The sequence below is a fragment of the Pseudomonas fluorescens NCIMB 11764 genome, assembly GCF_000293885.2.
Lineage (GTDB): Bacteria > Pseudomonadota > Gammaproteobacteria > Pseudomonadales > Pseudomonadaceae > Aquipseudomonas > Aquipseudomonas fluorescens_B.
Genome location: NZ_CP010945.1, coordinates 5,477,362 through 5,501,390 on the forward strand (window position 1 = coordinate 5,477,362; position 24,029 = coordinate 5,501,390).

The following is a 24,029-nucleotide window of genomic DNA, read 5'->3' on the forward strand; positions in this document are numbered from 1 at the left end:
CGATAAAATGGAATATCGAGATATCTCGATATGTTGCGGTAAAAAATTACAAATCTTTCCCGATGATCTCGGCAAGCGCGCTGATGGTTGCTTCATTGCGTTTGTAGTAGGTCCACTGACCGATGCGCCTGACTTCGACCAGGCCCACTCGTTGCAACGTGGCCAGATAACCGGACACCGTTGACTGCGACAGTCCGATCCCTTCTTGAATACTGCTGACGCAAACGCCGACCGTGAGAACGTCACCTTCGTCCTGCGGAGGGAAGTTCTTTGCGGGATCCTTCAAACCTTTCAGGATTTCAAGACGCGTCGGGTTTGAGAGGGCTTTGAATATTTCGATCAATTCCATGAGCCGAGGATATCGAGATTTATCGATATGTCAATGCGAGAGCTTAAAACAATCTCGAGTTTTGCATTGCCAACGGTTTCTCACGCTAGACCGAGTGACTGTTTATGGCTGTGGATTGATTTTTCATACAGAAGACACAGGCATTCGAGCCTGTTCAAAACCGTGTTTTGCTGAACGCAAGCCTCTACAACTGCATCTCTGCAAGCGCTCTGCGCAACGGGGCATCTGAGATTTGTATCGGGCCGTGGAACGGAACATTCATGTCCAGTACAAGATAAACAGAGGCGGCTATGAGTAGCGCCGATACGGTGAACATTCCCACGACCATAGGGTTGCGCGGCGCCCGGTAACCCAAACTGGCGTAGATAAGTGTCATCCATGCCACCAGCATGCCGATCAGCGGGCCCGGGATGGCACCCTCTGATTGTTCAACGATCTTCCAGCGCTGTTCGATCAGAGAGTGATACTGCTGACGTATATCCACCATCATGGTCTCGTGAAAGCGGTCCACTGGTTTGATGGCGGTCAATGCCCCACCGATAGCGTCCAGATATTGGACCGCGAGACTTTTTTGGTGCTGTAGCGCCTGGTCACCCCGATAGGGATTGGCAATGGCCTCTTCGACATAAACCATCAGATGCCCCCGGGCCTTTTCTGCGGCGGTGCCATAGGCTCGGAATGATCGATCGAGAATAATCAGACTTGTTGCATAAGCATGCACATTGGAGTCGATGGCTTCGAATGTGTTTTTGGCCGAATTAATCATCAGGCCGAATACCAACGAAGTCATTACCACGAATATGTTCGCCACCAGACGAACCACGGCATTCGTGTCTTCGTCTTTGTGGCGCGCTGCCAGCTTTGGATACAGTTGCATCATCAGCAACGATGCTGCCAGCAAACAGGTGAAAATGGCTACCGCTACCCAGATAGAATCCATGTGTTGCCTTCGAAGTCAGCGATTTGCAAGAGTCTGGCGTCGAGCGATTGATAGCTTGATGCATCAAATCCTAGCCTATCTGCCATCGAATGGCATGGGTTGCTCAGTTCAAGCGAAGTTACTTCGCCGCATTCCGGGGATCATCATGGCTATCAATGTATTCAAGGCCCAGCGGCCCCGTTCCGTAAACCTGTGAGATGTACTCTCCTGATTTAGCCCAGTGAAAATGTGGCGTATTGGCCGGCAGTATTACTACGCTGCCCGGACCGTAAGCCACCAGTTTTGCTGGATCGAAAACTGTACCGAAGCCAATGTAGAACACACCGGACATCACCGTGTAGATACGATCTTCAGGATGGGTATGGGGCATTAATTTGGTGCCACTGGGCACTTTGACTCTCACCACATAGGGTGCTGGCTTGCTCGGGTCGCCGGCCAACACAGCCAGTTTCACTTCTTTCGGGAACGCTGGAAAGCTGCGCCACTCCACGTCTTCATTATGCAAAGCACCCACTTTATCGAGTGGCAATGATTGTGCCTGGGCGAATGGCATTGCTGCGCTGGCGACAAGAAGTGCAGCCAGACCAGCAGTTTTCATCATGTTCTGAATCATGAAAGACACCTTAATTACGCAGTAAACACATTGAGATCGTCACCTGCTCCGCTAGTACATCCGGTGAGCAAATCGTGGCGAGTCACTGTATTTGTCACTGGCAGCGCTGAGAAAGACGTTGCCGCGCATTACAGTTGATACGCAATGTAATCAATGTGCTGGCACGTTCCGGTTGCCAGCGCCGCACTCCATCATCACGTTCACCAGAGGCAGGCCGTTCGCTCTATCAATGCCGTCGATGGTCACCATCACGTCAATGAAGTTCTCATAAAAAATCCGCGGCGTAACATTGGCTCCATACCAACCAACAACACCCCGGAGCACACGATCATGAAACGCCAAACCATCCTCAGCATCGCTTTCTCGGTTTTTGCAGTTAACGCTTTTGCCGCGACCTCGACTCACCCGGTTGTCGCTGAAGGCGGCTCGGATCGTCTGATTGAAAGTCGTGTGGCTGAAGGTGGTTCGGATCGTTTGATCGAGAATCGTGTGGCCGAAGGTGGCTCGGATCGTTTGATCGAGAACCGCGTCGCTGAAGGTGGTTCGGACCGTCTGATCGAAAAACGCGTCGCTGAAGGTGGCTCGGATCGCTTGATCGAGAACCGCGTTGCCGAAGGTGGCTCGGACCGTCTGATCGAAAACCGCGTTGCCGAAGGTGGCTCGGATCGTTTGATCGAGAACCGCGTTGCTGAAGGTGGTTCGGATCGTTTGATCGAGAATCGTGTGGCCGAAGGTGGCTCGGATCGTCTGATTGAAAACCGCGTTGCTGAAGGTGGCTCGGATCGTCTGATCGAGAACCGCGTTGCTGAAGGTGGCTCGGATCGTCTGATCGAAAGCCGCGCAGCATAAACAAATCGCGTCACCGCAATTCCCAAAAAGCCCGGCCTGATCAGCCGGGCTTTTTCGTGTTCATTGTCTCGATGCAGTCAGCGAACTCACCCTTGCCTGACGATATCAACCGAGATTTCCACCGCCGCAATGGTGCCTCTGTTCTCCAGCCAGTGCGTGGTGTTCCTGTCTTCGGGCCAGCCCACTCCCGGCCCATAGTCGGTGGCGACTCCGTCGCGGTGATCAGTGATCGTTCCTTGCAGGATGTAGACGGTGCCTGGTCTGTCCTTATGGTTATGAATCGGCCCGAAGACGCCTCCAGGATCAATGGTCACCAAACGCATTCGAAGTTGGCGCCCTGCCATGCCCTCGATCTCGGGGCCGAGGTCGACCGTTGCCAGTAACTTCACCGCCACCCCTTTCGTTTCAGGGGCCACCTGTTCAATGCTCATCGCGCTCTTCTCTGTACAGACAAGGGTCTGACTAGAAGTAAACACCCTTAAAGGCGTGATCAGTTGGGAGGCGACAAAGGGTCAAATACGGACTCATGTGGCTAATGCCGGTCAGTTAAGTGACTGCAGCTCCTTGTAGCGATGGACGTTAACGACAACGCGTGTTTGCTGGATAAACGCGTCATCCTCAGGTCCATCGCGAGCAGACTCGCTCTTACAAATTTCCTGATGACTGAAGAAACTCCGCTATCAGCGATATAACCTGCTGTTGAATCTCTTCACGCGCACGACCGTTGTCGCCATCCAGGCAAATGATGCCATCGCCCGGTACTTCTTCTTCGAGCATTGCCTGCGCGCCAGGTTTGCACATCGACAAGAAACTGAAATGGCTGGCGTCGCTGATTTCGACGTAACGGCTTGACGCTGGAGGCAGGCGTTTGGCCAGGTTGGCAGACTCCAGCTCAGCGGGTAGATCGTGCGACGGTACGCCGGCAGCGATCACCAGCGTGGGTACTGGCAGCGCGGCCAGGCTTTCATCGGTCAGGCCCCGTGAAAGGCCCAGGTCCAATGTCACCACGGCCGTGACGCGTTTATCACGCAAATCGGCGGCCAACGCGGCCTTCGATTCTGCGGTGCTTGCCGGGTTTATCTTTCCATAGACGGAGCAACTGGCTAACTGCGGGTGTGCTTTGCACTCCTGAGCGAAGCGGTCCGGATCGAAACGAGCACCGGCAATCTCCAGGGCGGTCATGCCGCCGAGTGAATGGCCCGCTACTGCAATTTGGCCATTGGCGACCACGCCGAATTTTTCAGGTTGAGTCGTGACGCTATCAATGGCGCGGCGCACATCAACGGGCCGCTGCCACAACTGCGCCGCTGCTTGAGGGCTACGGTCATGAGTGGTGGTGCCAGGGTGATTGATCGCAGCGACGATGTAACCCCTGTGAGCCAGAGCACTGGCAAGCCAGATCTGGTTGCTCCAGTTTCCCCTGTACCCGTGGGAGAGCACGACCAAGGGATGCTTGCCGGCAGCGGGCGGCGCGTCACGAACGGCAGAAGCCCCGACAAACACCACATCATCGCCGATCAATTGCGTGGCGGCGGTCGTTGCACTGGGGTACCAGACGACCATCTCCAGTGAGCGGTCATTTTGCGGGTCCGGTAGTGTGGAAGACTGGAAGCCGATTGGGTTTTCGTCAGCGAGTGCGATAGTCGTCAGACAGGCCAAAAACAGGGCGCAGAAAGGTATTTTCAATGTCGATTCTTCCTTGATTAGACATGTGCATGGCCACCTGAACCCGCCGGTCGGCGCATTCCATCTTCGTACGGAGTCGAAGCTAACGAGGCTGCCTATGGGCACGACATTAAAGCCCACATTCGAACCGCCCGCTGAACGATTTAACCAACCTGCTGCATCGACCGGTTGAATCCACAGCCGATTGCCGTCTTCTGCAAAGGGACTAACGGTCTTGGGACCACTAGTGCTGCTTCTCGCGAGACGCAAAAAAAGAGTCTGTTCAAACGTGAACCGGCCCAGCAGGAGGCATCACCTCAGGAAGGCAAATACCGCCTGACTCTCACCTCCAACACCTTGACCAGCCCAGGCTCCATGTACTGATAAACATCCGGTATGTCCAAACAAACGACACGCTTGTCCACCAGCTCCGCACCAAATCGAGCCACCAGTTTGTTGCGATGAATCGGCTCCATGACACATACCAGATCAGCCCACTGCAGCAGCTCCAGGCTGACTGGAACATACGCATCGTTACTGATACCTGCCGACGCAGTTTTCACGCCCGGCCAGTCAGCGAAATGTCGTTCGGCCGTGGGGCTTCGCAGGCGGTTCTGGCTGCAGATGAAAAGCACGTTCAACATCGGATTAACTCCAAACAGTTAACGTGACCCGGGCTCAGCCAAGATCACCGATTGACTGCCGCGCTTCGCGTCCCCGCAAACGCACTCGTGCCCAGCCAACGCCACAGACATTCCGCATCCTTCACCGCGCCATCCACTCGCAACTCTCGCGACTGAAGCACTTCCCGCGGTGTGCGATCGCCCGACCACACTTCGGTCAATGCGCGCACGCTGGAATCCACGACCAGCGTCAGTTCACGGCCGGGGTCGTCGCGGCACAGGTCGGCCACGCCCTCCTCGACCACCAGCCACCACGCTTGCTCGCCGGGCCGGGCGTCGCGGAATTTGAAGTGGATGACCACCGGTCGAGGTGGGAATGTTTCGATTCGCACGAACCGGCGCACGTCCCACATCAGCAGGCCCGCGTCGAGTTGGTCATCGTGCAGGCGACTGCCGATCCAGCGTGCGCCCCAATGACCCAGTGCCATGATGATGGGGCGCAGTTCCTCGCCCGCTTCGGTCAGGCTGTACTCCCAGACTTTGCCGGTGGCCGAGCGGTGTACGACGCCGATTTCTTCCAGGTGGCGCAGCCGCTGTGCCAGCAGGCTGGTGGACATTCGGGGTACGCCGCGGTGCAGTTCGTTGAAGCGCTTGCTGCCGCACAACAGCTCGCGCACGACCAAAGGTGTCCAGCGCTCGCACAGTGCTTCGGCACCGCGTGCGACCGTGCAGAACTGACCGTAGCTTTCGTCCATTGCCTGGCCCCCGCGACTGAAACGCTTCAGATTGTGAACTAGCCCCGTCACTCCGCCACGCGCACGCTCAAGCCTTCGAAGCCAAGTGCAAACGGAGAACGCCATGACCAAGGTAGCCATTATTCAGCGCCCGCCGGTGTTGCTCGACCGCGGCGCGACGATCGCCCGGGCCGTGCAATCGGTCGCCGAGGCAGCAGCGGCTGGAGCCTCGCTGATCGTTTTGCCCGAATCGTTCATTCCCGGTTACCCGTCGTGGATCTGGCGGCTGGCGGCGGGAAAGGACGGGGCCGTAGTGGGTCAGTTGCACACGCGGCTGCTGGCCAACGCCGTCGATATCGCGAAAGGTGACCTGAACGAATTGTGCGAAGCCGCCAGGGTTCACGCCGTGACGATCGTATGCGGCATCAATGAATGCGAACGGCAAACGGGTGGCGGCACGCTCTATAACAGCGTAGTCGTTATCGGCACGGACGGCGCAGTGCTCAACCGCCACCGCAAGCTGATGCCAACGAATCCCGAGCGCATGGTGCATGGCTTCGGTGATGCCTCCGGGTTGCGCACGGTGGACACACCGGTTGGCCGCGTGGGTGCGCTGATCTGCTGGGAAAACTACATGCCACTGGCGCGCTATTCACTGTATGCCCAAGGGGTGGAAATCTACGTCGCGCCCACGTACGACACGGGCGATGGCTGGATCAGCACGATGCGTCACATTGCGCTCGAAGGCCGCTGTTGGGTGCTCGGCAGCGGCACCGCGCTGCGCGGCAGCGACATCCCCGACGACTTCCCGGCGCGTGCGCAACTGTTTGCCGAGCCGGATGAATGGATCAACGACGGTGACTCGGTGGTGGTCAATCCGCAGGGCCGGATCGTCGCCGGTCCACTGCACCGCGAGGCCGGCATTTTGTATGCGGACATCGACGTCGCACTCGTGGCGCCAGCGCGGCGAGCGCTCGACGTTACCGGGCATTACGCGCGCCCTGACATTTTCGAATTGCAGGTGCGGCGCACGCCGGCGACGCCGGTGCGCTACATCGACGAATGAAGGCAAACCATTGATCAAGGAGTCACGCCATGAACATTGAACGCTCTTACAAGGGCAGTTGTTTTTGCGGCGCAGTCGAGTTCACCGTCAGCGGCGAGCCGGTCGGGATGGGTTATTGCCATTGCGAGTCGTGTCGGCATTGGTCAGCAGGGCCGGTCAATGCCTTCACGCTGTGGAAACCCGACGCGGTGCAAGTAACTCGAGGGGCTGACAACATCGGCACCTACAACAAGACCTCGCGCAGTTACCGCAAGTGGTGCAAGACGTGCGGCGGGCATCTATTCACTGAACACCCGGAGATAGGACTGATCGATGTATATGCCGCGGTCATCCCGGATCTCGCGTACTCGCCAGGCGTTCACGTTCACTATCAGGAGACTGTGTTGCGTATCAAGGATGGATTGCCGAAGCTGAAGGATGTCCCCAAGGAACTGGGAGGATCGGGCATCAACGTGGACGAATAGCACTTAAACCGGAGCCAATGAAAACGGGCGCCTTGTCGGGCGCCCGTTTTGTTCAGGGTTGCGTGCTGCGAATATCGCTGATCAGTGCGATTTCTTTGATACGGACGTCCCGGCTTTACTCAACCCTTTCCCGTTGTGGTCCCCTGGTGTCGAGTCCGAGATTGCCGTGGCTTTGGTCACGCCACGCGTATCTTTGGAATGGGCGATGCCTGAAGTCGTTGTGCCATGACCGCGCTCACCATTGCGATCATTGCCGTAGTGGTTTCCACTTTCGCCGTGGTCACGAACAGACTTGCCGGCATGATCGCTGCTCAATCCATTACCGCGGCCGTTGCTGTTAGCGTTGCCGTGATCTGAACCGCTGTGACCACCACCGGTACCGCCGCCGTGGCCACCGCCATTACCGCCGCCATTACCGCCCCCATTACCGCCTCCTCCGTTACCGCCTCCGTTACCACCACCATCCTTCGCGTAGGCGGCGCTCATGGTAGAGAGGTGAGCAGGGAGTAAGGGTGCGGCTGCAAGCATCATGGCGCATGACATGACAGCAACGAAACTCTTGTTTTTTAAAAGCATGATCGCTTCCATAGGGTTGATATCGCGTACGTTAAGACGCGTTTTTCCCTCCGCAGTTCAAGTCATGCGACAGACGGGATGCGGTGCGCACTGACCCAATCAGCATGCCGCCAGAACGATCGCCGAGTCTTCACTCATCCATTAATCAAACGCTCCGTTGAGCACTTCGTAGATGAGCCCGGTTGCCAGCGCGACCAGTATCAAATCGGTGCCCGCTTGCTGCCATTCGTATCCGTCGTAGTGCGGCAGCCTGCCAACCAACCGACCGTCCAGTTTTTTCGCAATGCCGGGTGGAAGAGGCTTGCCCCGAGCGAGGTTTTTTTGAATGCCGGGTGGCAAAGCAGGGCCGGGACTCCAGTAATCCCTGTAACCGCCAATGATTCCGAGGATGCTGCCTCGATTGATGCTCGGGCCATGATCCCAATCACCGCCCCCGGCGTTTTTGCCTTTACTGCCCTGATTGCCATGTACCTGGCTGTTTTGCGGGTTTCCCTTGCCGTTTCCCTGGCCCTTTCCATTACCGGGATCGGCCAGTGCAGTCGCTGAGCCGCTGACCAGCGCAAGACATGTAATCGCGACAACCAATGAGCGTGATTTGAGCATGAGTCGTTCCTTCAGTGTGGCGGGACATCTCTCTGAATCTTAGACGCGATTGACAGCGCGGGTTCCGATCCTGCGAGCCATGGGCTGTATGCCTATGAACAATTGGAGCTTCCCGCATGAAGATTGGACGGGAGCGTCCTTGCAGAAAAAGTAATAGGAATTAGGACAAAAGAGGCATTTCGGCAGGCAACAACCGCAAAAAAGCAGACACTCTTCCTCACGGGTCGCCCAAGTCTCATCCATGGGTGAATGGCATCACCTGGATGACTTTTCATGACGCCATCGAGTTCCGAAGGTGCGGTAGTTACCATGGACATCAATTCGGAAGGAGGCATGCCATGGATCTGAAGTTCAGCCACATCGATGTACTGGTCGAGAATCTCGAAGAAGCCTGTGATTACTACGCACAGATACTGAAAGCCAGGATCTCCAAAACGCTCGTCTGGGAAAGAGGTGGCTTGCATGTACGCTACGCGATTGCGCTGATCGGTCAGGAGCGTTTCATGTTGGTACAGCCACTGGCGGGGAATCTACGGGAGCTGTTGGACGCCTCGAGCGAGGGAATGATTTATCGCCATTGCTACTCGACACCCGACATCGAAAAGACCTATGACGAATTGATGGCGGCGGGTGTTCAACCGGAAGACGAAAACGGAAAGCCATTGGCCCGTGCGAACCTGCAATCCCCGTCCGGGACACGCATCATCTGGTTGCCCAAGCGCTTCGGTCACTTCTCTATCGAGATCCTGGAAGCCAAGGCGCTGGAAGCATTTGTCGAGGCTGCATTTGCCTGAGCACGTTCAAACTCGTTGTCGTGCCCAGACCGGCCAGCTCACCCGGCAATGCTATCCAAACCACCCGCTCAGCAACCCTGCGCCCAACGCGACCAATGCCGTATTGAGGCAGACCAGCGCGAAGCCAAACCTTACCAGTTCGCCCTCTTCCGTGGCCTGGGTTTTGGCAAGACCCAGGATCAGCATGACGATCGACAGCGAGCCCAGTGCGGCATGCCCTGCCGCGCTGTTCTGTACCGCTGCCAGCAACAGCCGAGAGGGTTCGGGCAACATCGCGATGGCCGGCATGAAGATCGCGTTGCCGCCCACGTTCGACCCCGTCATGTAGCCTGACAACGCACCAAAGAGGGCCACCAGCGACGTCGCGGCGGTGGGCGACAAGCCCGCCAGCAGTTGCATCAAGCCCGCGAGAAAGCCGGCCTTCACCATCATCTGCGACATCGCGAGAAAGAAAAAAATGGTCAGCAATGGCCGCCTCGCACGCGCCGCCAAGGCAGCAGGCACACTGATGTCGGACGCTGTCTGGCGTGGTGTGTTGCGCGTGTAAAAACCTAACCCGATCAGCACCAGAACCAACGCCAGGCCGGGGGATGCCAGTGGCTTCCAGGTGACTTGGGCACCTTGTACGATCCAGCTGTCCTGCCAAGAGGTGATCGTCCACACCATCTTCAACGCGACGATGTAGACAATCAGCAACAGATACGGCCAGGCCTGACGCGGCCATTGCACTGAACCGCGCTCACTATCGCTGCGACGCAAGCGCCAAAGCCCGGCCGATAGAACGGCAACGGCCGTCACCAGGCCCGCGGCAACACCGGCCACTTCCGGCCCCAACCACCGACTGGCACTGTAAAGCACACCTACAAACAGCAGCCAGAAAACGCCCAGCGCCCTCCACTCCCGCCACTCACGAACGCCTGCCAGAAAGAGCGCTATCGCACTGAGGGCGAAAAAAACCGGTGCGCTGGTGAGTGCCGAGGTCGACGCCAGCGCGGCGGCGTCCAGGTGAGCCAGCGAGGCACCAATGACCGAAGCCAGGCCCAGCGTTCCCCACGGCATGATTGCCATGCCGGCGAGCGCTATGCGCAGCGCGACCCGGCGCTCGAAGAGGCTGAGCAACAGGGGCACCGTTGCGATCAATGACACGCCGAAGCCGGTCATCGCTTCCAGTAACGGTGCCAGCCCGAGGACGATGAACGCCACTTGATCGCCGCGTCGCAAACCCAGTGACCGCACCCATTGGCTCAGCGCCAGGTTGACGCCCAGGCGCTCGATAAAAATCACGAAGGCCAGACCCGGCACGATCACGAAGGCCGTGCTGGCAAACAGCACAGCGGTATCTTGAACGGCAGCCATCATACTGCTCGGCTGCCACGCTTCGGCAACGCCGGCGAGCCAGAGCACCACGACGAGTAGAGTGCCGGCGATGGCGGCATGAACGGGCGGCCGGCGCAGCACGACGAGCATGGCTGTCACCAACAGGACAGGGGAAAGATGAAACAGTGCGAGCATGCCAATTATCCTGTGTGAATTCCCGATCAAGGCGGCGAGAGCCGTCTGCAGGCAAGATAATATTTCTCGCAGCTAGATAAAGGGCCGCAGTTTTCTGGTAGTTTTCGAGAAATTTTCTCGCGGGCCTGACATGGCAAAAATCGACGCAGCCTCTGCACCACTGGACAAATTCGACCGTGCCATCCTGGACCTCGTCCAGCGCGACAACACCACACCGCTGCGCCTGATGGCCGAGCAGGTCAATCTCTCCACGGCTGCCGTGCAGCGCCGCATCAAGCGGATGGAAGAAAGGGGTGTCATCACGGGCAATGTCGCCATCGTCGATCCCACCGCCGTAGGACGGCCGATCACGATCATTGTGGAGGTGATGGCCGAGCGCACGAGCATCGAGGCACTGGAGGCGATGAAGGCACACTTCGCGGTGCCCGAAGTTCAGCAGTGCTACTACGTCACCGGCGAAGTGGATTTCGTCCTGGTGTTAACCGTTGCCAGCATGCAGGAATACCAGGCGTTGGCGCGGCGATTGTTTGCCGAGAATGCCAACGTGACCTGGTTCAAGACCATCGTGGCGCTGGACCGTGTGAAAGTCGGGCTTGAGGTACCCAGCGTGCCGGGGTAATCGTTCCCTGAAGCTTTCAGTTGTCAGACCGATTTAAAACAACCTGGTACCCGGAAATCGACGAAGGACCGTCCGTGAGCCGCTTACCGGCCCTGCCCTTTGCTTCCATTGATCTGTTTGATGCATTAATGAATGCCAACAATGCACTTATCATATCGATCCCCCTACTCCACCATTCGCCCTAATAAGATCCGTGCGCCGCGTCCAGGCAGCGCACGTCATAAAAGCGGTGGAGTACAGGTCAATGACAACATCAAACCCTTCCGGGCGTTCACGCGCCAGTGCGATTTTTCGAGTTACCTCGGGTAACTTCCTCGAACAGTTCGATTTCTTCCTTTTCGGCTTTTACGCTACGCAGATTGCGGCTGTGTTCTTCCCGGCCAGCAGTGAGTTTGCCTCCCTGATGATGACCTTCGCGGTGTTTGGCGCGGGTTTCCTGATGCGTCCGTTGGGTGCGGTGGTACTCGGTGCTTACATCGACGATGTGGGTCGGCGCAAAGGCTTGATCGTGACGCTGTCGATTATGGCCAGCGGCACGATTCTCATTGTGTTGGTGCCCGGTTACGAAACCATCGGGTTATTTGCACCCGCCCTCGTGCTGATCGGTCGCTTGCTGCAAGGCTTCTCGGCCGGTGCGGAAATGGGGGGTGTCTCGGTGTACCTCTCGGAGATCGCCACTCCGGGCAACAAAGGCTTCTTCACCAGTTGGCAGTCGGCCAGCCAGCAAGTGGCGATTATCGTCGCGGCGGCTTTGGGCTACGGGTTGAATCAGTGGATGGCGCCCGCAATGATTGCCGATTGGGGCTGGCGGATTCCGTTTTTCCTCGGTTGCATGATCGTGCCGTTCATTTTTTTCCTGCGCCGTAACCTCGAAGAAACCAAGGAGTTCGAAGCGCGCAAGCATCGGCCGAGTATGGGCGATGTGTTCCGCACTCTGGCGCAGAACTGGGTCATCGTGTTCGCCGGGATGATGATGGTCGCCCTCACCACCACGGCTTTTTACCTGATCACCGTGTACGCGCCAACCTTCGGCAAAACCGTGCTGCACCTGAGTACGTCCGATGCGTTATTGGTGACCTTGCTGGTTGGTGTTTCGAACTTCTTCTGGTTACCCATTGGCGGCGCGTTGTCTGACCGCATCGGTCGGCGTCCAGTGCTGATCGCCATGGCACTGTTAACCCTCGCCACTGCGTATCCAGCGCTGACTTACCTGGTCAACGCGCCCAGCTTCGTCAACATGCTGTTGGTCTTGCTGTGGTTGTCGTTCATTTACGGTTTGTACAACGGCGCGATGATTGCCGCGCTCACGGAAATCATGCCGGTCGAAGTTCGGGTCGCCGGTTTCTCCTTGGCTTATAGCCTGGCTACGGCGGTGTTTGGCGGCTTCACCCCGGCGATGTCGACTTTCCTGATTCAGTACACCGGCGACAAGGCCGCCCCCGGTTACTGGATGAGTTTCGCCGCGCTCTGCGCCCTGTGCGCCACGTTATATCTCTATCGCCGCTCCACTTACCGCCTCCAATCAGCGATGTCTTGAACCCGCACTTTCGAGAAAATAACCATGAAAAAACTATTCAATGTTGCCGCCTTCGCCTTGTTGACCAGCCTCAGTCTGAGCACCCTGGTCCAAGCGGAAGAAATCCGCGTGATGACCTCCGGTGGTTTCACCGCGGCCTACAAAATCCTCGGCCCTAAATTTGCCGCGTCTACCGGCCACACGCTCGACACCGCCCTTGGCCCGTCGATGGGCAAAGCGCCGGAAGCTATTCCCAACCGTCTTTCTCGCGGAGAAAAAGCTGATGTAGTGATCATGGTCGGCTACGCCCTCGATGACCTGATCAAGCAAGGCAAAGTTGATCCCGCTTCACGGGTTGAACTGGCCGATTCCCGAATCGGGCTCGTAGTGCGCGAGGGCGCGACGAAGCCGGACATCAGCTCCGTTGACGGACTGAAGAAGACCTTGCTCGACGCGAAGTCCATCGCCTATTCCGATAGCGCCAGCGGCGTGTACATCGAGAATCAGTTGTTCAAGCGCCTGGGCATTGAAGACCAACTCAAACCCAAATCGAAGATGATCTCGAAAATCCCCGTGGGCTCGGTGGTTGCCGCTGGCGACTACCAACTGGGCTTCCAGCAGGTCAGCGAATTGCTGCCCGTGCCGGGCGTAAGTTTTGTGGCAAAGATTCCAGAGTCGGTGCAATCGGTAACGCGTTTCGCTGCCGGCATTCCAGTGGGTGCGCAACACCCGGCTGAAGCCAAGGCGCTGCTGGAGTATTTGGCTTCCTCGACCGCTCAACCGGATGTAAAGGCCACCGGGCTGGATTCGGTCAGTCGCTGACCTGAACTTTCATTTCCACCACCAGCCGTTCCAGTTCCAACGCAGCCGGGGTCAACGTGCGACCCCGGCGCTTGATCAGGCCGACACTGCGCATCACCTGCGGGTCGGTCAGCGGCACCCGCGTCAGAATCGGGTGATCAGCTGCCGGCATCGCCATCATCGGCACCGCCGCCACCCCCAACCCCGCTTCCACCAAGCCGATCATCGTCGTCACATGCCGGGTTTCACAGATGCTCTGCCGGTGCGGCACGATTCCGGTCAGCGCCTGATCCAGCAAAAAGCGATTGCCCGAGGTCTTGTCCAGCGAGATGTAATCCTGCTGATAGAACTCATCCCAGGTCACGCTGGTTCGACCCGCCAACGGATGATCGCGCCGACAGGCCAGCACATAACCTTCCTGCACCAATGGCTCGAACTCGACTTCAGTCTCCAGCGTACCCATGAAGCTCAGACCGAAATCGGCTTCGCCATTGACGACGGCGCTGAGTACGTCGTGGGCGCTAGAGTCGAGCACTTTTACTTTGATCCTCGGGAACTGCCGGTGGTAATGGGCGATCACGCGCGGCATGAAGTAATACGCCGCCGAGGGCACGCAGGCCACCGTGACATGGCCGAGCCGGGTCGAGGCGACTTCGCTGATTCCCAGCAGCGCCACGTCCAGATCGTCCAGCAAGCGCTCGACGCTGGGCATGAAACCGCGCCCGGCCTGAGTCAAGCTGACCTTACGTGTAGTGCGTTCGAACAATCGTACGCCGAGGGCGTCTTCAAGTTTTTCGATACGCCGGCTCAGCGCAGGCTGAGAGATACGCACGGTGTCGGCGGCTTTGCGAAAACTGCCCTGCTCGACCACGGCGCGAAAAGCTTGCAGGTCGTTGAGGTCGAAGTTTATGGCCATGGTGCGCACTCGGGATCAGACATGATTGATCAGCTTATCCTATCAATGTACAAAATTATTCCACAATGCAGGTTCCGGTGAGGTTGGAGACCGTGTGCGAAATACGCTGGCTACGATCATCAGGAACTTAGAATTCATCAATATGACGCAGCGGTGCCGATGACCCCGCAATGAGTTCATCCTGACAAACAGCAACCGGCGAGGAGCGGTCATTCGACACTCCCTGTGCCAACCGTTATCAATGGCCTCAGTCTTGATGACAGCTTCGGGGCAACGGCTACAGTCCTCGACAAGGCGCACGCGCTCAACGGCCAACCCAAACCTGCGACAATGCGGCCTCGTCGGGCTTCGTAACTTGCGTGACAGACGTTCAGGTATTTGAATAACAAATTCGCGGGGAGCAGCCACATTGGAATTGAGACAACTGCGCTATTTCGTAAAAATCATCGAGCTGGGCAGCCTGGGGCGTGCGGCACTTGAACTGGACGTTGGTGTGTCAGCCCTCAGTCAGCAAATCTCCAAGCTGGAAAGCGAACTGTGCACCCGCCTCCTGAATCGAACCTCCACCGGCGTGACGCCCACTAGCGCCGGATTTGCGTTTTTACACCATGCCCAATTGACGCTACGCCAGGCGGAAAACGCAATCATGGCCGCCCATCGCGGGCGAATGAGCGGTTATGTCAGCGTCGGCTTACCGCCGACTACCGCAACGGTGCTCGCGTTGCCGTTGATCAACGCAATGCGTGCGCGTTATCCGGACATACAACTGCATTTGGTGGAAATGCTTTCCGGCCACTTGGCGGCGCAGCTCAACGCACGGCAAATTGATCTGGCCATCCTCTTCCAGCTCGAAGGGGGGAAACGCTGGAGCGTGACTCCGCTGCTGGATGAAAAGCTGTTTGTCATTGCCTCGCCCAGCCTGCCTCAAGCGCCGTCTGGCGACAGCGTGCAGTTAGCCGACCTCGGCGGCCTGCCGCTGGTGATGCCCAGCGTGCAGCATGGGTTGCGTTCAACATTGACCAGCGCGTTCGAGCGGGTCGGGCTAACGCCCAATGTCATTATGGAGGTCGACGGCCTCGCTGTTTTGATGAACGCCGTTCGGGCCGGTCATGCGGCAACGATACAACCGGGGGCCGCCGCTGCATTGAAAGACGGGTCCGGACTTTCACTGATCAGGATTGCCGATCCCCATGTGGGCCGGCGTAATCTTCTGGCGACGCTGGCTGACGACGAACTCTCTTCGGCGGCGCTGGCAACGCGGTTGGTCATTGTCGATGTGGCGCGACAGCTGGTCGTCGACAAACAGTGGCCAGGAGCGACATGGATAGAAGGTGTAGACGCGTAATCCTCCTTCACCGCGGGCACATGAGTCCGTCTTGACGAAAAAGCCTTTAGAAAAACTAAACACCCCGCGTCAAATGCAGCCTTTCGGCCGCTCCGTCCCCACCTTATCGTTCTCCCCACTCGCAAGGAGCACTTCGTTCCCGCTTCCTTGCAAATCGAGGAGCGATAATGATCGATGTCTTAATCATAGGGGGTGGCAACGCTGCCTTGTGCGCCGCTCTGATGGCGCGAGAAGCGGGCGCCAGCGTGATGCTGCTGGAAGCCTCTGCGAAAATCTGGCGCGGTGGCAACTCCCAACACACCCGTAACCTGCGGTGCATGCACGACGAACCGCAGGATGTGCTGATCGATGCCTATCCGGAAGAAGAATACTGGCAAGACCTGTTGAAGGTTACCGGTGGCCTCACGGATGAAAAGCTTGCACGCATTGCCATTCGGGCATCGTCTTCTTGCCGCGACTGGATGCGTTCGCACGGCGTGCATTTTCAGCCACCGCTGTCCGGCGCGCTGCACGTGGCGAGAACCAATGCATTTTTTATGGGCGGCGGCAAAGCGCTGGTCAATGCGTATTTCCGCAGCGCCGAGCGCCTGGGTGTAAAAGTTCGCTACAACACGCAAGTGACCGACATCGAGCTGGATGGGGGGAAATTCGTCGCCGCCCACGTGGGCGAACATGAGGTCGACGGTCAGCATTTCGCCGCGGAACGCATTGAAGCCCGAGCCTGCGTATTGGCGGCCGGCGGCTTCGAATCCAATCGTGAATGGCTGCGCGAAGCCTGGGGTCAGAACGAGCGCGGTGAATGGCCATCGGACAATTTCCTGATCCGGGGCACCCGATTCAACACCGGCATTTTGCTACGGCGCATGCTCGACCTTGGCGCAGATGTGATCGGCGATCCGACGCAAGCACACATGGTCGCGATTGATGCCCGCGCGCCACTCTACGACGGCGGCATCTGCACCCGTATCGACTGCGTATCGCTGGGTGTGGTGGTCAATCGTGATGGCGAACGCTTCTACGACGAAGGTGAAGATTTCTGGCCAAAGCGTTATGCGATCTGGGGGCGTCTGGTGGCCGGACAACCCGGTCAGCAGGCGTATTCGATCATCGATCAACAAGCCATCGGCCGCTTCATGCCGCCGGTCTTTCCCGGAACCACCGCCAATACCCTGCAAGACCTTGCCCGTCAGTTGCAGCTGCCTCAAGAAAAATTCGTCAAGACTGTCGAGGACTACAACAACGCCTGCCGCGTTGGCACGTTCGACCACACGGCATTGGACGACTGCCACACCCAAGGACTGACGCCCGCCAAAACCCATTGGGCGCGGCCATTGGTGAAACCACCCTTCTACGCCTACCCGCTTAAACCGGGTGTCACGTTCACCTACCTCGGCCTCGCCACCGACGAAACCGCTGCCGTGCATTTCAACGGCAAAGCGAGCCCCAACCTGTTCGTCGCGGGAGAAATGATGGCCGGCAATGTTCTGGGCAAGGGCTACACCGCCGGCATCGGCATGGCCATCGGTACCGCGTTTGGCCGTATCGCCGGTGTGCAGGCGGCTGCTTCGGTGGGCTTTGGCGTTTCATCTGCAAACTCGGAGTCTCGACATGCAACTGTTTGATCCCCAAGCGTCGGGCGGGCTGATCCCGGTGTTGAATCTTGACGAAAGTGAAGTCCAGCGGCAGATGACCATCTGCAATGCCTGCCGTTATTGCGAAGGCTTTTGCGCGGTATTTCCGGCGATGACCCGGCGCCTGGAATTCACCCAGGCCGACATCCATTACCTGGCGAACTTGTGCCATAACTGCGGCGCGTGCCTGCACGCCTGTCAGTACGCCGCCCCACACGAATTCGACGTCAACATACCCAAAGCCATGGCCAAAGTGCGCCTGGATACGTATGCCGAATACGCCTGGCCGCCAGTGATGGGCAGGTTGTATCAGCGCAACGGCCTGACCCTGGCGCTGGCTTCCGGTGGGGGACTGGCCTTGTTTTTATGCCTGACCCTGATGCTCATGGGCAACCTGTTCACGGCCATTCCCGGGGGCGACTTCTACAAGATTTTCCCGCATAACACCCTGGCGCTGATGTTCGGTTCAGTGTTCGGCTTTGCGGTACTTGCCCTGACCCTGGGTGTACGGCGCTTCTGGCGCAACGTTTCACCGGTCGCAGCGCCACTGCCGTTGAAAGCGTCCGCTGCATTGGAGGCTACGGCCAACGTCGCGAAACTCAAATACCTGGACGGTGGCCATGGCGAGGGCTGCAACAATGCCGATGATGAATTCACCTTGTGGCGACGCCGATTCCACCACCTCACCTTCTACGGCTTCATGCTGTGCTTCGCCGCCACCGGTGTCGCCACGCTCTTTCACTATCTGCTGAAGTGGTCGGCGCCTTATCCGATCTTCAGCTTGCCGGTGATGTTGGGTATTGCCGGTGGCATCGGCCTGCTGATCGGCCCGGCGGGTCTTCTTTGGCTGAACCTGCGTCGCAACCCTGCGCACGGCGACGAGAACCAAAAACCCATGGATCGCGGCTTCATCGCGCTGCTGTTTCTGGTCAGCGCAAGCGGCCTGGCGCTCCTGGCGTTGCGTGAAACCAGCGCCCTGGGCTTGATGTTGGCTATCCATCTCGGCCTGGTCATGGCGTTTTTCCTGACCATGCCCTACAGCAAATTCGCCCATGGAATATTCCGCAGCGCAGCGCTGCTCAAACACGCCATCGAGAAGCGTCAACCCAACCCGATCAACGCCGGCAGCGACTGACGGCTGAAGCACTCATTCCAAAAACAATAGTGAGCATAACGGTAGCCATGATGAAAACGACAACGGCAACAACCCGAGCCAAGGGGTCCAAATTGGGCGCCATTTTGCGGGTCACCAGCGGTAATTTTCTCGAGCAGTTCGACTTCTTTCTGTTCGGGTTCTACGCGACCTACATCTCCCGGACGTTCTTTCCAGCCACCAGCGAGTTTGCCTCGTTGATGATGACCTTCGCGGTATTCGGCTCCGGATTCCTGATGCGTCCGTTAGGCGCCATTGTGCTGGGGGCGTACATCGACAAGGTGGGCCGTCGCAAGGGGCTGATCGTGACGCTGTCGATCATGGCCGCCGGCACCGTATTGATCGCCCTGGTGCCGGGCTATGCCGCCATCGGCGTGGCGGCACCGATTCTGGTGTTGTTGGGCAGGCTGCTACAGGGCTTCTCCGCTGGCGCGGAAATGGGCGGTGTTTCCGTGTATCTGGCGGAAATTTCCACCCCCGGTCACACCGGTTTCTACACCAGTTGGCAATCGGCCAGCCAACAGGTGGCGATCGTCGTCGCGGCCGCGTTGGGCTACACGATCAATGCCACGATGCAGGCCGCTGAAATCGCCGATTGGGGCTGGCGTATTCCGTTCTTCATTGGCTGCGTGATCATCCCGTTCATTTTCATTATTCGTCGTTCACTGGAAGAAACCGCTGCCTTCACGGCTCGCAGCCATCGTCCAACAACTCGCGAAGTTTTTCGCTCGATGCGTGACAACTGGCGCACCGTACTGGCGGGCGGTTTGCTGGCGTCCATGACCACCACCACGTTCTACCTGATTACGGTCTACACACCGACGTTTGGCAGGACAGTACTGAACTTGAGCACCACCGACAGCCTAGTGGTCACATTGCTGGTCGGCATCAGCAACTTTATCTGGCTGCCTATCGGCGGCGCCCTCTCCGACCGCATTGGCCGTCGGCCACTGTTGCTGGCGATATCGTTGCTGTGCATCTTCACTGCCTATCCCGCCATGCACTGGCTGGCAGAGGCGGCGAGTTTCGAACGACTGCTCGCTGTCCTGCTGTACTTCTCATTCTTCTTTGGCATTTACAACGGCGCCATGGTCGCGGCACTGACCGAAGTCATGCCACAGAACGTGCGGGTCGTCGGGTTTTCACTGGCCTTCAGTTTGGCCACCGCGGTGTTTGGCGGTTTTACCCCGGCAATCTCGACGCTGCTTGTCCAGGCCACGGGCGACAAGGCATCACCTGCCTACTGGCTGATGTTCGCGGCGGTGTGCGGGTTCACGGCGACGACGATCCTCTATCGTCGGCAAAAAGCTTTGGCAGTCAGAACCGTTTAGTTCCTCGATCGCCGACGCTTACCACGCGTCGATCCGCGGCGGAAACCGAATGAGAGGGGTATGAGGTCGATTTCAGTCTTTCGTCAGGACAGTGATCGGCCTCAGCCCCCGGCATAACGTACCCAGGGCAGCGCCCAATAGAAGGTACATAGCCCAATCGATCATTTGAGGCTGTCCCGCCTTTGGCTCATGACTTGAATGTTCGAAATATAGCGCGCAGGCCATTGGCTCTAAAAAACCACATCAAACATAAAGTCCTCGCTGCGAGGCCGCACTGGCGGTTGTAGGAAATTCGCGGCCTCGAGCGAAATGAGATGACTAGTTGCCCAGCTTGGCCCAGAACTCTTCCGCAGAGGGGCTGATTGGGGCCCTGGGACGAGTGAGATGAATCTCTAGGGGAATATCCCAGCTTTCGTCGAGTGCCCTGACCAGACGACCGTCAGCCATTTCCTGTTCTGTCAGGCTTTTCGGTAACCATGCGACACCCTTGCTTTCCAAGGCCATGGACATCAGCACCGCTGCAAGGTGGCTGCTGAAAAGTGGCTTTAGGTGAAGGTAGTCTTCCTTTCCGTGAAGTCGGTGAGCGACGATGCGGCCTAGACCCGATTCGTGGGTGTATGCCAAGTAGGGCAGCGTTTCAGGTGAGGTACCAAAATTGGCAGAGACGCTTGCCAAAGGCACTAGCACATCCTCTCCAACCTTTTTCCCAATGAACTGATCGGGAGCCAGTAACGGCGGAACGTCGGGGTGGCGATGGCAGAGCAGGAACTGAACCTGGCCCTGGATCAGCATCTGTTCACAAACAGCCATGCTATCTGAGTGCAGGCGTACAGCCTCTATCGGCGCGCCGTTTTCAGTACTTCTCAGCCATCTTGGGAAAAATGTAAATGACAGGGAGTGAGTTGCCGCGAATTGGAGTGTTTTGGCTGCCATCCCAGCCACTTCCTGTGCCTCTGTGCGCATCCTGTACAAGCGTCTGGCAGCCTCCTGTGCAGCGGGCAAAATCTGCCTTCCTGCCTCGGTAAGCGTTGCTCCTTGAGGGGTGCGCACAAACAAATCCACCCCCATCCAATTCTCCAGTGAACGGACTCTGCGACTGAATGCCGGCTGAGTAACGTGCCGCGCTTCTGCGGCACGAACAAAGCTGCCGTATTCCGCAAGAGCTGAAAAATCTTCGAGCCAGACGAGTTCCAAGGGCAATGCCTCCTGTGCATAGGGCGCGGCATTAATAGCATTGGGCGAGTGTCATCGCAAAGCATAACGTGGGGCCACCAACAACAAGAGGAACCCGTCATGCGTATCGTAGACATCCGTGAAAAAACAGTTTCGATTGCGTCCCCAATCGCCAATGCCTACATCGATTTTTCCAAAATGACCTGTTCGGTCGTCGCTGTTGTCACGGATGTGATTCGCGATGGTAAACCTGTCATCGGCTACGGCTTCAACTCCAACGGTCGCTATGGTCAAGGCGCATTGATGCGTGATCGCTTCCTGGCGCGAATCATGGAAGCTGATCCGGACACTCTAATCGACCATGAGAACAACAACCTGGATCCGTTCGCCATCTGGAAGACCCTGATGACCAACGAAAAGCCAGGTGGCCACGGCGAACGTTCAGTTGCAGTCGGCACCATTGATATGGCCGTGTGGGATGCCGTTGCCAAGATCGAAGGCAAGCCGCTATACCGCCTGCTGGCCGACCGTTATCGCGATGGCGTGGCAGATGACAAGGTTTGGGTTTACGCGGCGGGTGGCTATTACTATCCAGGCAAAGACCAGACCAAGCTCAAGGCAGAGATGCAGAGCTATCTGGATCGTGGGTACGACGTCGTCAAGATGAAGATCGGCGCTGTGCCACTGGACGAAGATATCCGTCGCATCGAAGCGGTACTCGAAGTGGTTGGCGACGGTCGTCGCCTCGCGGTAGATGCCAACGGTCGCTTCGATCTGCAGACAGGTATTGCGTACGCCGAAGCCATCAAAAAGTACAACCTGTTCTGGTACGAAGAGATTGGCGATCCGCTGGACTATGCACTCCAGGCCGAGTTGGCCAATCACTACGAACTGCCAATGGCTACTGGTGAAAACCTGTTCTCCCACCAGGATGCACGTAACCTGCTGCGCCACGGTGGCATGCGCCCTGATCGCGACTATCTCCAATTCGACTGTGCACTGTCCTACGGGCTCGTGGAGTACATGCGCACCTTGAAGGTGATGGAGGAAATGGGTTGGTCTTCTCGCCGCGTAGTGCCGCACGGTGGTCACCAGATGTCCCTGAACATCGCTGCGGGCCTGCACTTGGGCGGTAACGAATCCTATCCGGACGTATTCCAGCCATTCGGTGGATTTGCTGACGGCATACAGGTTGAAAACGGCTACGTAGGCCTTCCTGACATCCCTGGTGTTGGTTTTGAAGCCAAGTCAGCTCTGTACGCAGTTATGCGCGAGCTGGGCGAAGGCTGATAGCCCCGAACTGTGGCCTCTGCGCTTGAGGCCACAGTTATCCGGCGTCATCCACTGACGCCACGCCACACGCCCATCACAAAAATAAAATGAGGTGCTTCCGTGGAAATCTCCAAGTCCCGCTGGTACAGCCAGCTGTATGTGCAGGTGCTGATCGGCATCGTAATCGGTGCAGCAATCGGCCACTTTGAACCGCAATTCGGAGCCAGGCTTCAACCTTTTGCGGATGGCTTTATCAAACTCATCAAAATGCTGTTGGCGCCTATCATTTTCGGTACCGTCGTCGTTGGTATCGCTAAGATGGGCAGCATTAAGGAAGTCGGGCGGATCGGCGTCAAAGCGCTGCTCTACTTTGAAATCCTTTCAACCATTGCGCTGGTCATCGGCCTTATTGTGGTCAATATCGCAAAGCCAGGCGTTGGGATGAATATCAACGCTACCACGCTTGATGCCAGCGCTATCACCAAGTACAGCCAAGCCGCCAGTGAACAGGGCGGAACAATCGATTTCTTTCTCAACATAATCCCGAGCACCTTCATCGGCGCATTCTCGAATGGAGTCATGCTTCAGGTCATTCTGATTTCGGTTTTGATGGGCGTTGCCCTCGTTCAAATGGGCGAAACCAGCAAACCGCTGATCAATACCATCGATCTGTTTCTGCAAGGGTTGTTCAAGATCGTGGCAATGGTAATGCGCCTGGCTCCGATTGGTGCCGGTGCCGGGATGGCTTTTACCATCGGCAAGTACGGGATTGGTTCGTTGTTGTCACTCGGCCAGTTGCTGATCGCGCTCTACATCACGACCTTGATTTTCATCGTGGTAGTGCTGGGCACGGTTGCTAGATGGTCGGGCATGCCGCTATTGCAATTTCTTCGTTATTTCAAAGATGAAATTCTCATCACGCTTGGCACCTGCTCAACCGAAGCCGTGCTTCCGCGAATGATGGTGAAACTTGAAAAGCTGGGCTGCAAGAAGTCAGTGGTGGGCATGGTGCTACCAACTGGGTATGCCTTCAATGCGGATGGCACCTGCATCTACCTCACCATGGCCGCGATTTTTATCGCACAGGCAACCAATACGCCACTGACGTTTGTGGATCAAATGATTCTGTTGGGCGTGTTCCTTCTGACCTCAAAAGGCTCCGCTGGTGTGGCGGGTGCCGGGTTCATAACCCTTGCGGCAACGCTTACAACCATCCACTCCATTCCGCTGGTAGGCCTTGTACTGCTCTTGGGCATCGACCGTTTCCTGAACGAAGCGCGAGCCGTGACCAACCTGATCGGCAACGGCATCGGCACTATCGCGATTGCCAAGTGGGACAACTCGTTCGATGTCGAAGCCTGCGAGCGTGAAATTGCTGCAATGAAAAGCGAGAAAGCAGAGCGTAAAGCGTTGCTGGCGCAAAAGTAATCGCCATCGCTTACCGGTCATTCCTCTTCAAACAAGGCGTAATGACCGGTAGCCAA

At 57.4% G+C, this 24,029-nt stretch carries 25 protein-coding genes; 13 read left to right on the plus strand and 12 right to left on the minus strand.

Going from position 1 to position 24,029, the window contains the following annotated elements:
• Nucleotides 1-46 precede the first annotated feature (46 nt).
• The 3 genes from B723_RS24915 to B723_RS24925 all read right to left on the minus strand — a co-directional run bounded on the left by B723_RS24915 (nucleotide 47) and on the right by B723_RS24925 (nucleotide 1,902).
• Nucleotides 47-349, minus strand: coding sequence for an ArsR/SmtB family transcription factor (locus tag B723_RS24915; protein ID WP_017338400.1), 303 nt, complete (start codon nucleotides 347-349; stop codon nucleotides 47-49).
• Nucleotides 350-533: 184 nt separating this feature from the next.
• On the minus strand, nucleotides 534-1,289 hold the full coding sequence (locus B723_RS24920; RefSeq protein ID WP_017338399.1) for a DUF4239 domain-containing protein: 756 nt from the start codon (nucleotides 1,287-1,289) through the stop codon (nucleotides 534-536).
• Nucleotides 1,290-1,407: 118 nt separating this feature from the next.
• Entirely contained in the window at nucleotides 1,408-1,902 is a 495-nt protein-coding gene (locus B723_RS24925; protein WP_017338398.1) for a cupin domain-containing protein, read from the minus strand.
• A 330-nt stretch (nucleotides 1,903-2,232) separates the two neighbouring features.
• Between B723_RS24925 and B723_RS24930 the strand changes: the two genes are divergently transcribed.
• Nucleotides 2,233-2,751: a hypothetical protein gene (locus B723_RS24930; RefSeq protein ID WP_052909710.1), complete on the plus strand. Its 519-nt coding sequence runs from the start codon at nucleotides 2,233-2,235 to the stop codon at nucleotides 2,749-2,751.
• 86 nt (nucleotides 2,752-2,837) lie between these two features.
• Here the strand turns inward: B723_RS24930 and B723_RS24935 are convergent, their stop codons facing one another.
• The 4 genes from B723_RS24935 to B723_RS24950 form a co-directional block, all read right to left on the minus strand.
• Nucleotides 2,838-3,182, minus strand: a complete 345-nt coding sequence (locus tag B723_RS24935) for a cupin domain-containing protein (RefSeq protein ID WP_017338397.1) — start codon at nucleotides 3,180-3,182, stop codon at nucleotides 2,838-2,840.
• Nucleotides 3,183-3,396: 214 nt separating this feature from the next.
• Nucleotides 3,397-4,437 (minus strand): alpha/beta hydrolase family protein, encoded by a 1,041-nt coding sequence (locus B723_RS24940; protein ID WP_017338396.1) that lies wholly within the window; start codon nucleotides 4,435-4,437, stop codon nucleotides 3,397-3,399.
• Between the two features lie 296 nt (nucleotides 4,438-4,733).
• The gene (locus B723_RS24945; RefSeq protein ID WP_017338395.1) at nucleotides 4,734-5,060 is read right to left on the minus strand and encodes a low molecular weight protein tyrosine phosphatase family protein; all 327 of its coding nucleotides are present in this window, start codon (nucleotides 5,058-5,060) and stop codon (nucleotides 4,734-4,736) included.
• Between the two features lie 44 nt (nucleotides 5,061-5,104).
• Complete coding sequence (locus B723_RS24950; protein ID WP_017338394.1) at nucleotides 5,105-5,794, minus strand: winged helix-turn-helix transcriptional regulator; 690 nt, start codon at nucleotides 5,792-5,794, stop codon at nucleotides 5,105-5,107.
• Between the two features lie 103 nt (nucleotides 5,795-5,897).
• Between B723_RS24950 and B723_RS24955 the strand changes: the two genes are divergently transcribed.
• Both B723_RS24955 and B723_RS24960 read left to right on the plus strand, forming a co-directional pair.
• The gene (locus tag B723_RS24955; RefSeq protein ID WP_017338393.1) at nucleotides 5,898-6,839 is read left to right on the plus strand and encodes a carbon-nitrogen hydrolase family protein; all 942 of its coding nucleotides are present in this window, start codon (nucleotides 5,898-5,900) and stop codon (nucleotides 6,837-6,839) included.
• 29 nt (nucleotides 6,840-6,868) lie between these two features.
• A complete protein-coding gene (locus B723_RS24960) occupies nucleotides 6,869-7,303 on the plus strand; it encodes a GFA family protein (protein ID WP_017338392.1) in 435 nt (144 codons plus the stop codon).
• Nucleotides 7,304-7,384: 81 nt separating this feature from the next.
• On the opposite strand, the gene B723_RS33515 is transcribed toward B723_RS24960, so the two are convergent.
• On the minus strand, nucleotides 7,385-7,879 hold the full coding sequence (locus B723_RS33515) for a hypothetical protein (protein ID WP_080995154.1): 495 nt from the start codon (nucleotides 7,877-7,879) through the stop codon (nucleotides 7,385-7,387).
• Nucleotides 7,880-8,020: 141 nt separating this feature from the next.
• Nucleotides 8,021-8,482 carry an anti-virulence regulator CigR family protein gene (locus B723_RS24965; RefSeq protein ID WP_017338389.1) on the minus strand — a complete coding sequence of 154 codons (462 nt, stop codon included), beginning with the start codon at nucleotides 8,480-8,482 and terminating at the stop codon, nucleotides 8,021-8,023.
• A 338-nt stretch (nucleotides 8,483-8,820) separates the two neighbouring features.
• Here B723_RS24965 and B723_RS24970 point away from each other — a divergent pair, with 338 nt between their 5' ends.
• Nucleotides 8,821-9,276, plus strand: a complete 456-nt coding sequence (locus tag B723_RS24970; RefSeq protein ID WP_017338388.1) for a VOC family protein — start codon at nucleotides 8,821-8,823, stop codon at nucleotides 9,274-9,276.
• 51 nt (nucleotides 9,277-9,327) lie between these two features.
• On the opposite strand, the gene B723_RS24975 is transcribed toward B723_RS24970, so the two are convergent.
• Entirely contained in the window at nucleotides 9,328-10,788 is a 1,461-nt protein-coding gene (locus tag B723_RS24975) for an L-lactate permease (RefSeq protein WP_017338387.1), read from the minus strand.
• Between the two features lie 130 nt (nucleotides 10,789-10,918).
• On the opposite strand from B723_RS24975, the gene B723_RS24980 reads away from it, so the two are divergent.
• From B723_RS24980 to B723_RS24990, 3 genes are all read left to right on the plus strand, one after another.
• Nucleotides 10,919-11,407 carry an Lrp/AsnC family transcriptional regulator gene (locus tag B723_RS24980; protein WP_017338386.1) on the plus strand — a complete coding sequence of 163 codons (489 nt, stop codon included), beginning with the start codon at nucleotides 10,919-10,921 and terminating at the stop codon, nucleotides 11,405-11,407.
• Nucleotides 11,408-11,651: 244 nt separating this feature from the next.
• Nucleotides 11,652-12,944: an MFS transporter gene (locus B723_RS24985; RefSeq protein ID WP_017338385.1), complete on the plus strand. Its 1,293-nt coding sequence runs from the start codon at nucleotides 11,652-11,654 to the stop codon at nucleotides 12,942-12,944.
• 24 nt (nucleotides 12,945-12,968) lie between these two features.
• The gene (locus tag B723_RS24990) at nucleotides 12,969-13,745 is read left to right on the plus strand and encodes a substrate-binding domain-containing protein (protein ID WP_017338384.1); all 777 of its coding nucleotides are present in this window, start codon (nucleotides 12,969-12,971) and stop codon (nucleotides 13,743-13,745) included.
• Here B723_RS24990 and B723_RS24995 read toward each other — a convergent pair.
• Nucleotides 13,735-14,640: a LysR family transcriptional regulator gene (locus tag B723_RS24995; RefSeq protein WP_017338383.1), complete on the minus strand. Its 906-nt coding sequence runs from the start codon at nucleotides 14,638-14,640 to the stop codon at nucleotides 13,735-13,737. The two genes, B723_RS24990 and B723_RS24995, sit on opposite strands and share 11 nt — an antisense overlap.
• 409 nt (nucleotides 14,641-15,049) lie before the next feature.
• Between B723_RS24995 and B723_RS25000 the strand changes: the two genes are divergently transcribed.
• The 4 genes from B723_RS25000 (at nucleotide 15,050) to B723_RS25015 (ending at nucleotide 20,100) form a co-directional block, all read left to right on the plus strand.
• A complete protein-coding gene (locus B723_RS25000; RefSeq protein WP_017338382.1) occupies nucleotides 15,050-15,985 on the plus strand; it encodes a LysR family transcriptional regulator in 936 nt (311 codons plus the stop codon).
• A gap of 167 nt (nucleotides 15,986-16,152) precedes the next feature.
• Nucleotides 16,153-17,607, plus strand: coding sequence for an FAD-dependent tricarballylate dehydrogenase TcuA (tcuA, locus tag B723_RS25005; RefSeq protein WP_017338381.1), 1,455 nt, complete (start codon nucleotides 16,153-16,155; stop codon nucleotides 17,605-17,607).
• The gene (gene tcuB / locus B723_RS25010; RefSeq protein ID WP_017338380.1) at nucleotides 17,594-18,751 is read left to right on the plus strand and encodes a tricarballylate utilization 4Fe-4S protein TcuB; all 1,158 of its coding nucleotides are present in this window, start codon (nucleotides 17,594-17,596) and stop codon (nucleotides 18,749-18,751) included. The genes tcuA and tcuB overlap by 14 nt, the downstream gene beginning before the upstream one ends.
• Before the next feature lie 47 nt (nucleotides 18,752-18,798).
• A complete protein-coding gene (locus tag B723_RS25015) occupies nucleotides 18,799-20,100 on the plus strand; it encodes an MFS transporter (RefSeq protein WP_031318821.1) in 1,302 nt (433 codons plus the stop codon).
• A 318-nt stretch (nucleotides 20,101-20,418) separates the two neighbouring features.
• Here B723_RS25015 and B723_RS25020 read toward each other — a convergent pair whose 3' ends face one another.
• On the minus strand, nucleotides 20,419-21,294 hold the full coding sequence (locus tag B723_RS25020) for a LysR family transcriptional regulator (RefSeq protein ID WP_031318819.1): 876 nt from the start codon (nucleotides 21,292-21,294) through the stop codon (nucleotides 20,419-20,421).
• Between the two features lie 99 nt (nucleotides 21,295-21,393).
• Here B723_RS25020 and B723_RS25025 point away from each other — a divergent pair, with 99 nt between their 5' ends.
• On the plus strand, nucleotides 21,394-22,563 hold the full coding sequence (locus B723_RS25025) for a mandelate racemase/muconate lactonizing enzyme family protein (RefSeq protein WP_017338377.1): 1,170 nt from the start codon (nucleotides 21,394-21,396) through the stop codon (nucleotides 22,561-22,563).
• Nucleotides 22,564-22,665: 102 nt separating this feature from the next.
• Nucleotides 22,666-23,973 carry a C4-dicarboxylate transporter DctA gene (gene dctA / locus B723_RS25030; protein WP_017338376.1) on the plus strand — a complete coding sequence of 436 codons (1,308 nt, stop codon included), beginning with the start codon at nucleotides 22,666-22,668 and terminating at the stop codon, nucleotides 23,971-23,973.
• Nucleotides 23,974-24,029 lie beyond the last annotated feature (56 nt).

What these genes read in the sequence shown, in the direction of transcription:
- B723_RS24915 (WP_017338400.1), bottom strand. Translation starts at nt 349, where the DNA reads ATGGAATTGATCGAAATATTCAAAGCCCTCTCAAACCCGACGCGTCTT.
- B723_RS24920 (WP_017338399.1), bottom strand. Translation starts at nt 1,289, where the DNA reads ATGGATTCTATCTGGGTAGCGGTAGCCATTTTCACCTGTTTGCTGGCA.
- B723_RS24925 (WP_017338398.1), bottom strand. Translation starts at nt 1,902, where the DNA reads ATGATTCAGAACATGATGAAAACTGCTGGTCTGGCTGCACTTCTTGTC.
- B723_RS24930 (WP_052909710.1), top strand. Translation starts at nt 2,233, where the DNA reads ATGAAACGCCAAACCATCCTCAGCATCGCTTTCTCGGTTTTTGCAGTT.
- B723_RS24935 (WP_017338397.1), bottom strand. Translation starts at nt 3,182, where the DNA reads ATGAGCATTGAACAGGTGGCCCCTGAAACGAAAGGGGTGGCGGTGAAG.
- B723_RS24945 (WP_017338395.1), bottom strand. Translation starts at nt 5,060, where the DNA reads ATGTTGAACGTGCTTTTCATCTGCAGCCAGAACCGCCTGCGAAGCCCC.
- B723_RS24950 (WP_017338394.1), bottom strand. Translation starts at nt 5,794, where the DNA reads ATGGACGAAAGCTACGGTCAGTTCTGCACGGTCGCACGCGGTGCCGAA.
- B723_RS24955 (WP_017338393.1), top strand. Translation starts at nt 5,898, where the DNA reads ATGACCAAGGTAGCCATTATTCAGCGCCCGCCGGTGTTGCTCGACCGC.
- B723_RS24960 (WP_017338392.1), top strand. Translation starts at nt 6,869, where the DNA reads ATGAACATTGAACGCTCTTACAAGGGCAGTTGTTTTTGCGGCGCAGTC.
- B723_RS33515 (WP_080995154.1), bottom strand. Translation starts at nt 7,879, where the DNA reads ATGCTTTTAAAAAACAAGAGTTTCGTTGCTGTCATGTCATGCGCCATG.
- B723_RS24965 (WP_017338389.1), bottom strand. Translation starts at nt 8,482, where the DNA reads ATGCTCAAATCACGCTCATTGGTTGTCGCGATTACATGTCTTGCGCTG.
- B723_RS24970 (WP_017338388.1), top strand. Translation starts at nt 8,821, where the DNA reads ATGGATCTGAAGTTCAGCCACATCGATGTACTGGTCGAGAATCTCGAA.
- B723_RS24975 (WP_017338387.1), bottom strand. Translation starts at nt 10,788, where the DNA reads ATGCTCGCACTGTTTCATCTTTCCCCTGTCCTGTTGGTGACAGCCATG.
- B723_RS24980 (WP_017338386.1), top strand. Translation starts at nt 10,919, where the DNA reads ATGGCAAAAATCGACGCAGCCTCTGCACCACTGGACAAATTCGACCGT.
- B723_RS24985 (WP_017338385.1), top strand. Translation starts at nt 11,652, where the DNA reads ATGACAACATCAAACCCTTCCGGGCGTTCACGCGCCAGTGCGATTTTT.
- B723_RS24990 (WP_017338384.1), top strand. Translation starts at nt 12,969, where the DNA reads ATGAAAAAACTATTCAATGTTGCCGCCTTCGCCTTGTTGACCAGCCTC.
- B723_RS24995 (WP_017338383.1), bottom strand. Translation starts at nt 14,640, where the DNA reads ATGGCCATAAACTTCGACCTCAACGACCTGCAAGCTTTTCGCGCCGTG.
- tcuA (WP_017338381.1), top strand. Translation starts at nt 16,153, where the DNA reads ATGATCGATGTCTTAATCATAGGGGGTGGCAACGCTGCCTTGTGCGCC.
- tcuB (WP_017338380.1), top strand. Translation starts at nt 17,594, where the DNA reads ATGCAACTGTTTGATCCCCAAGCGTCGGGCGGGCTGATCCCGGTGTTG.
- B723_RS25015 (WP_031318821.1), top strand. Translation starts at nt 18,799, where the DNA reads ATGATGAAAACGACAACGGCAACAACCCGAGCCAAGGGGTCCAAATTG.
- B723_RS25025 (WP_017338377.1), top strand. Translation starts at nt 21,394, where the DNA reads ATGCGTATCGTAGACATCCGTGAAAAAACAGTTTCGATTGCGTCCCCA.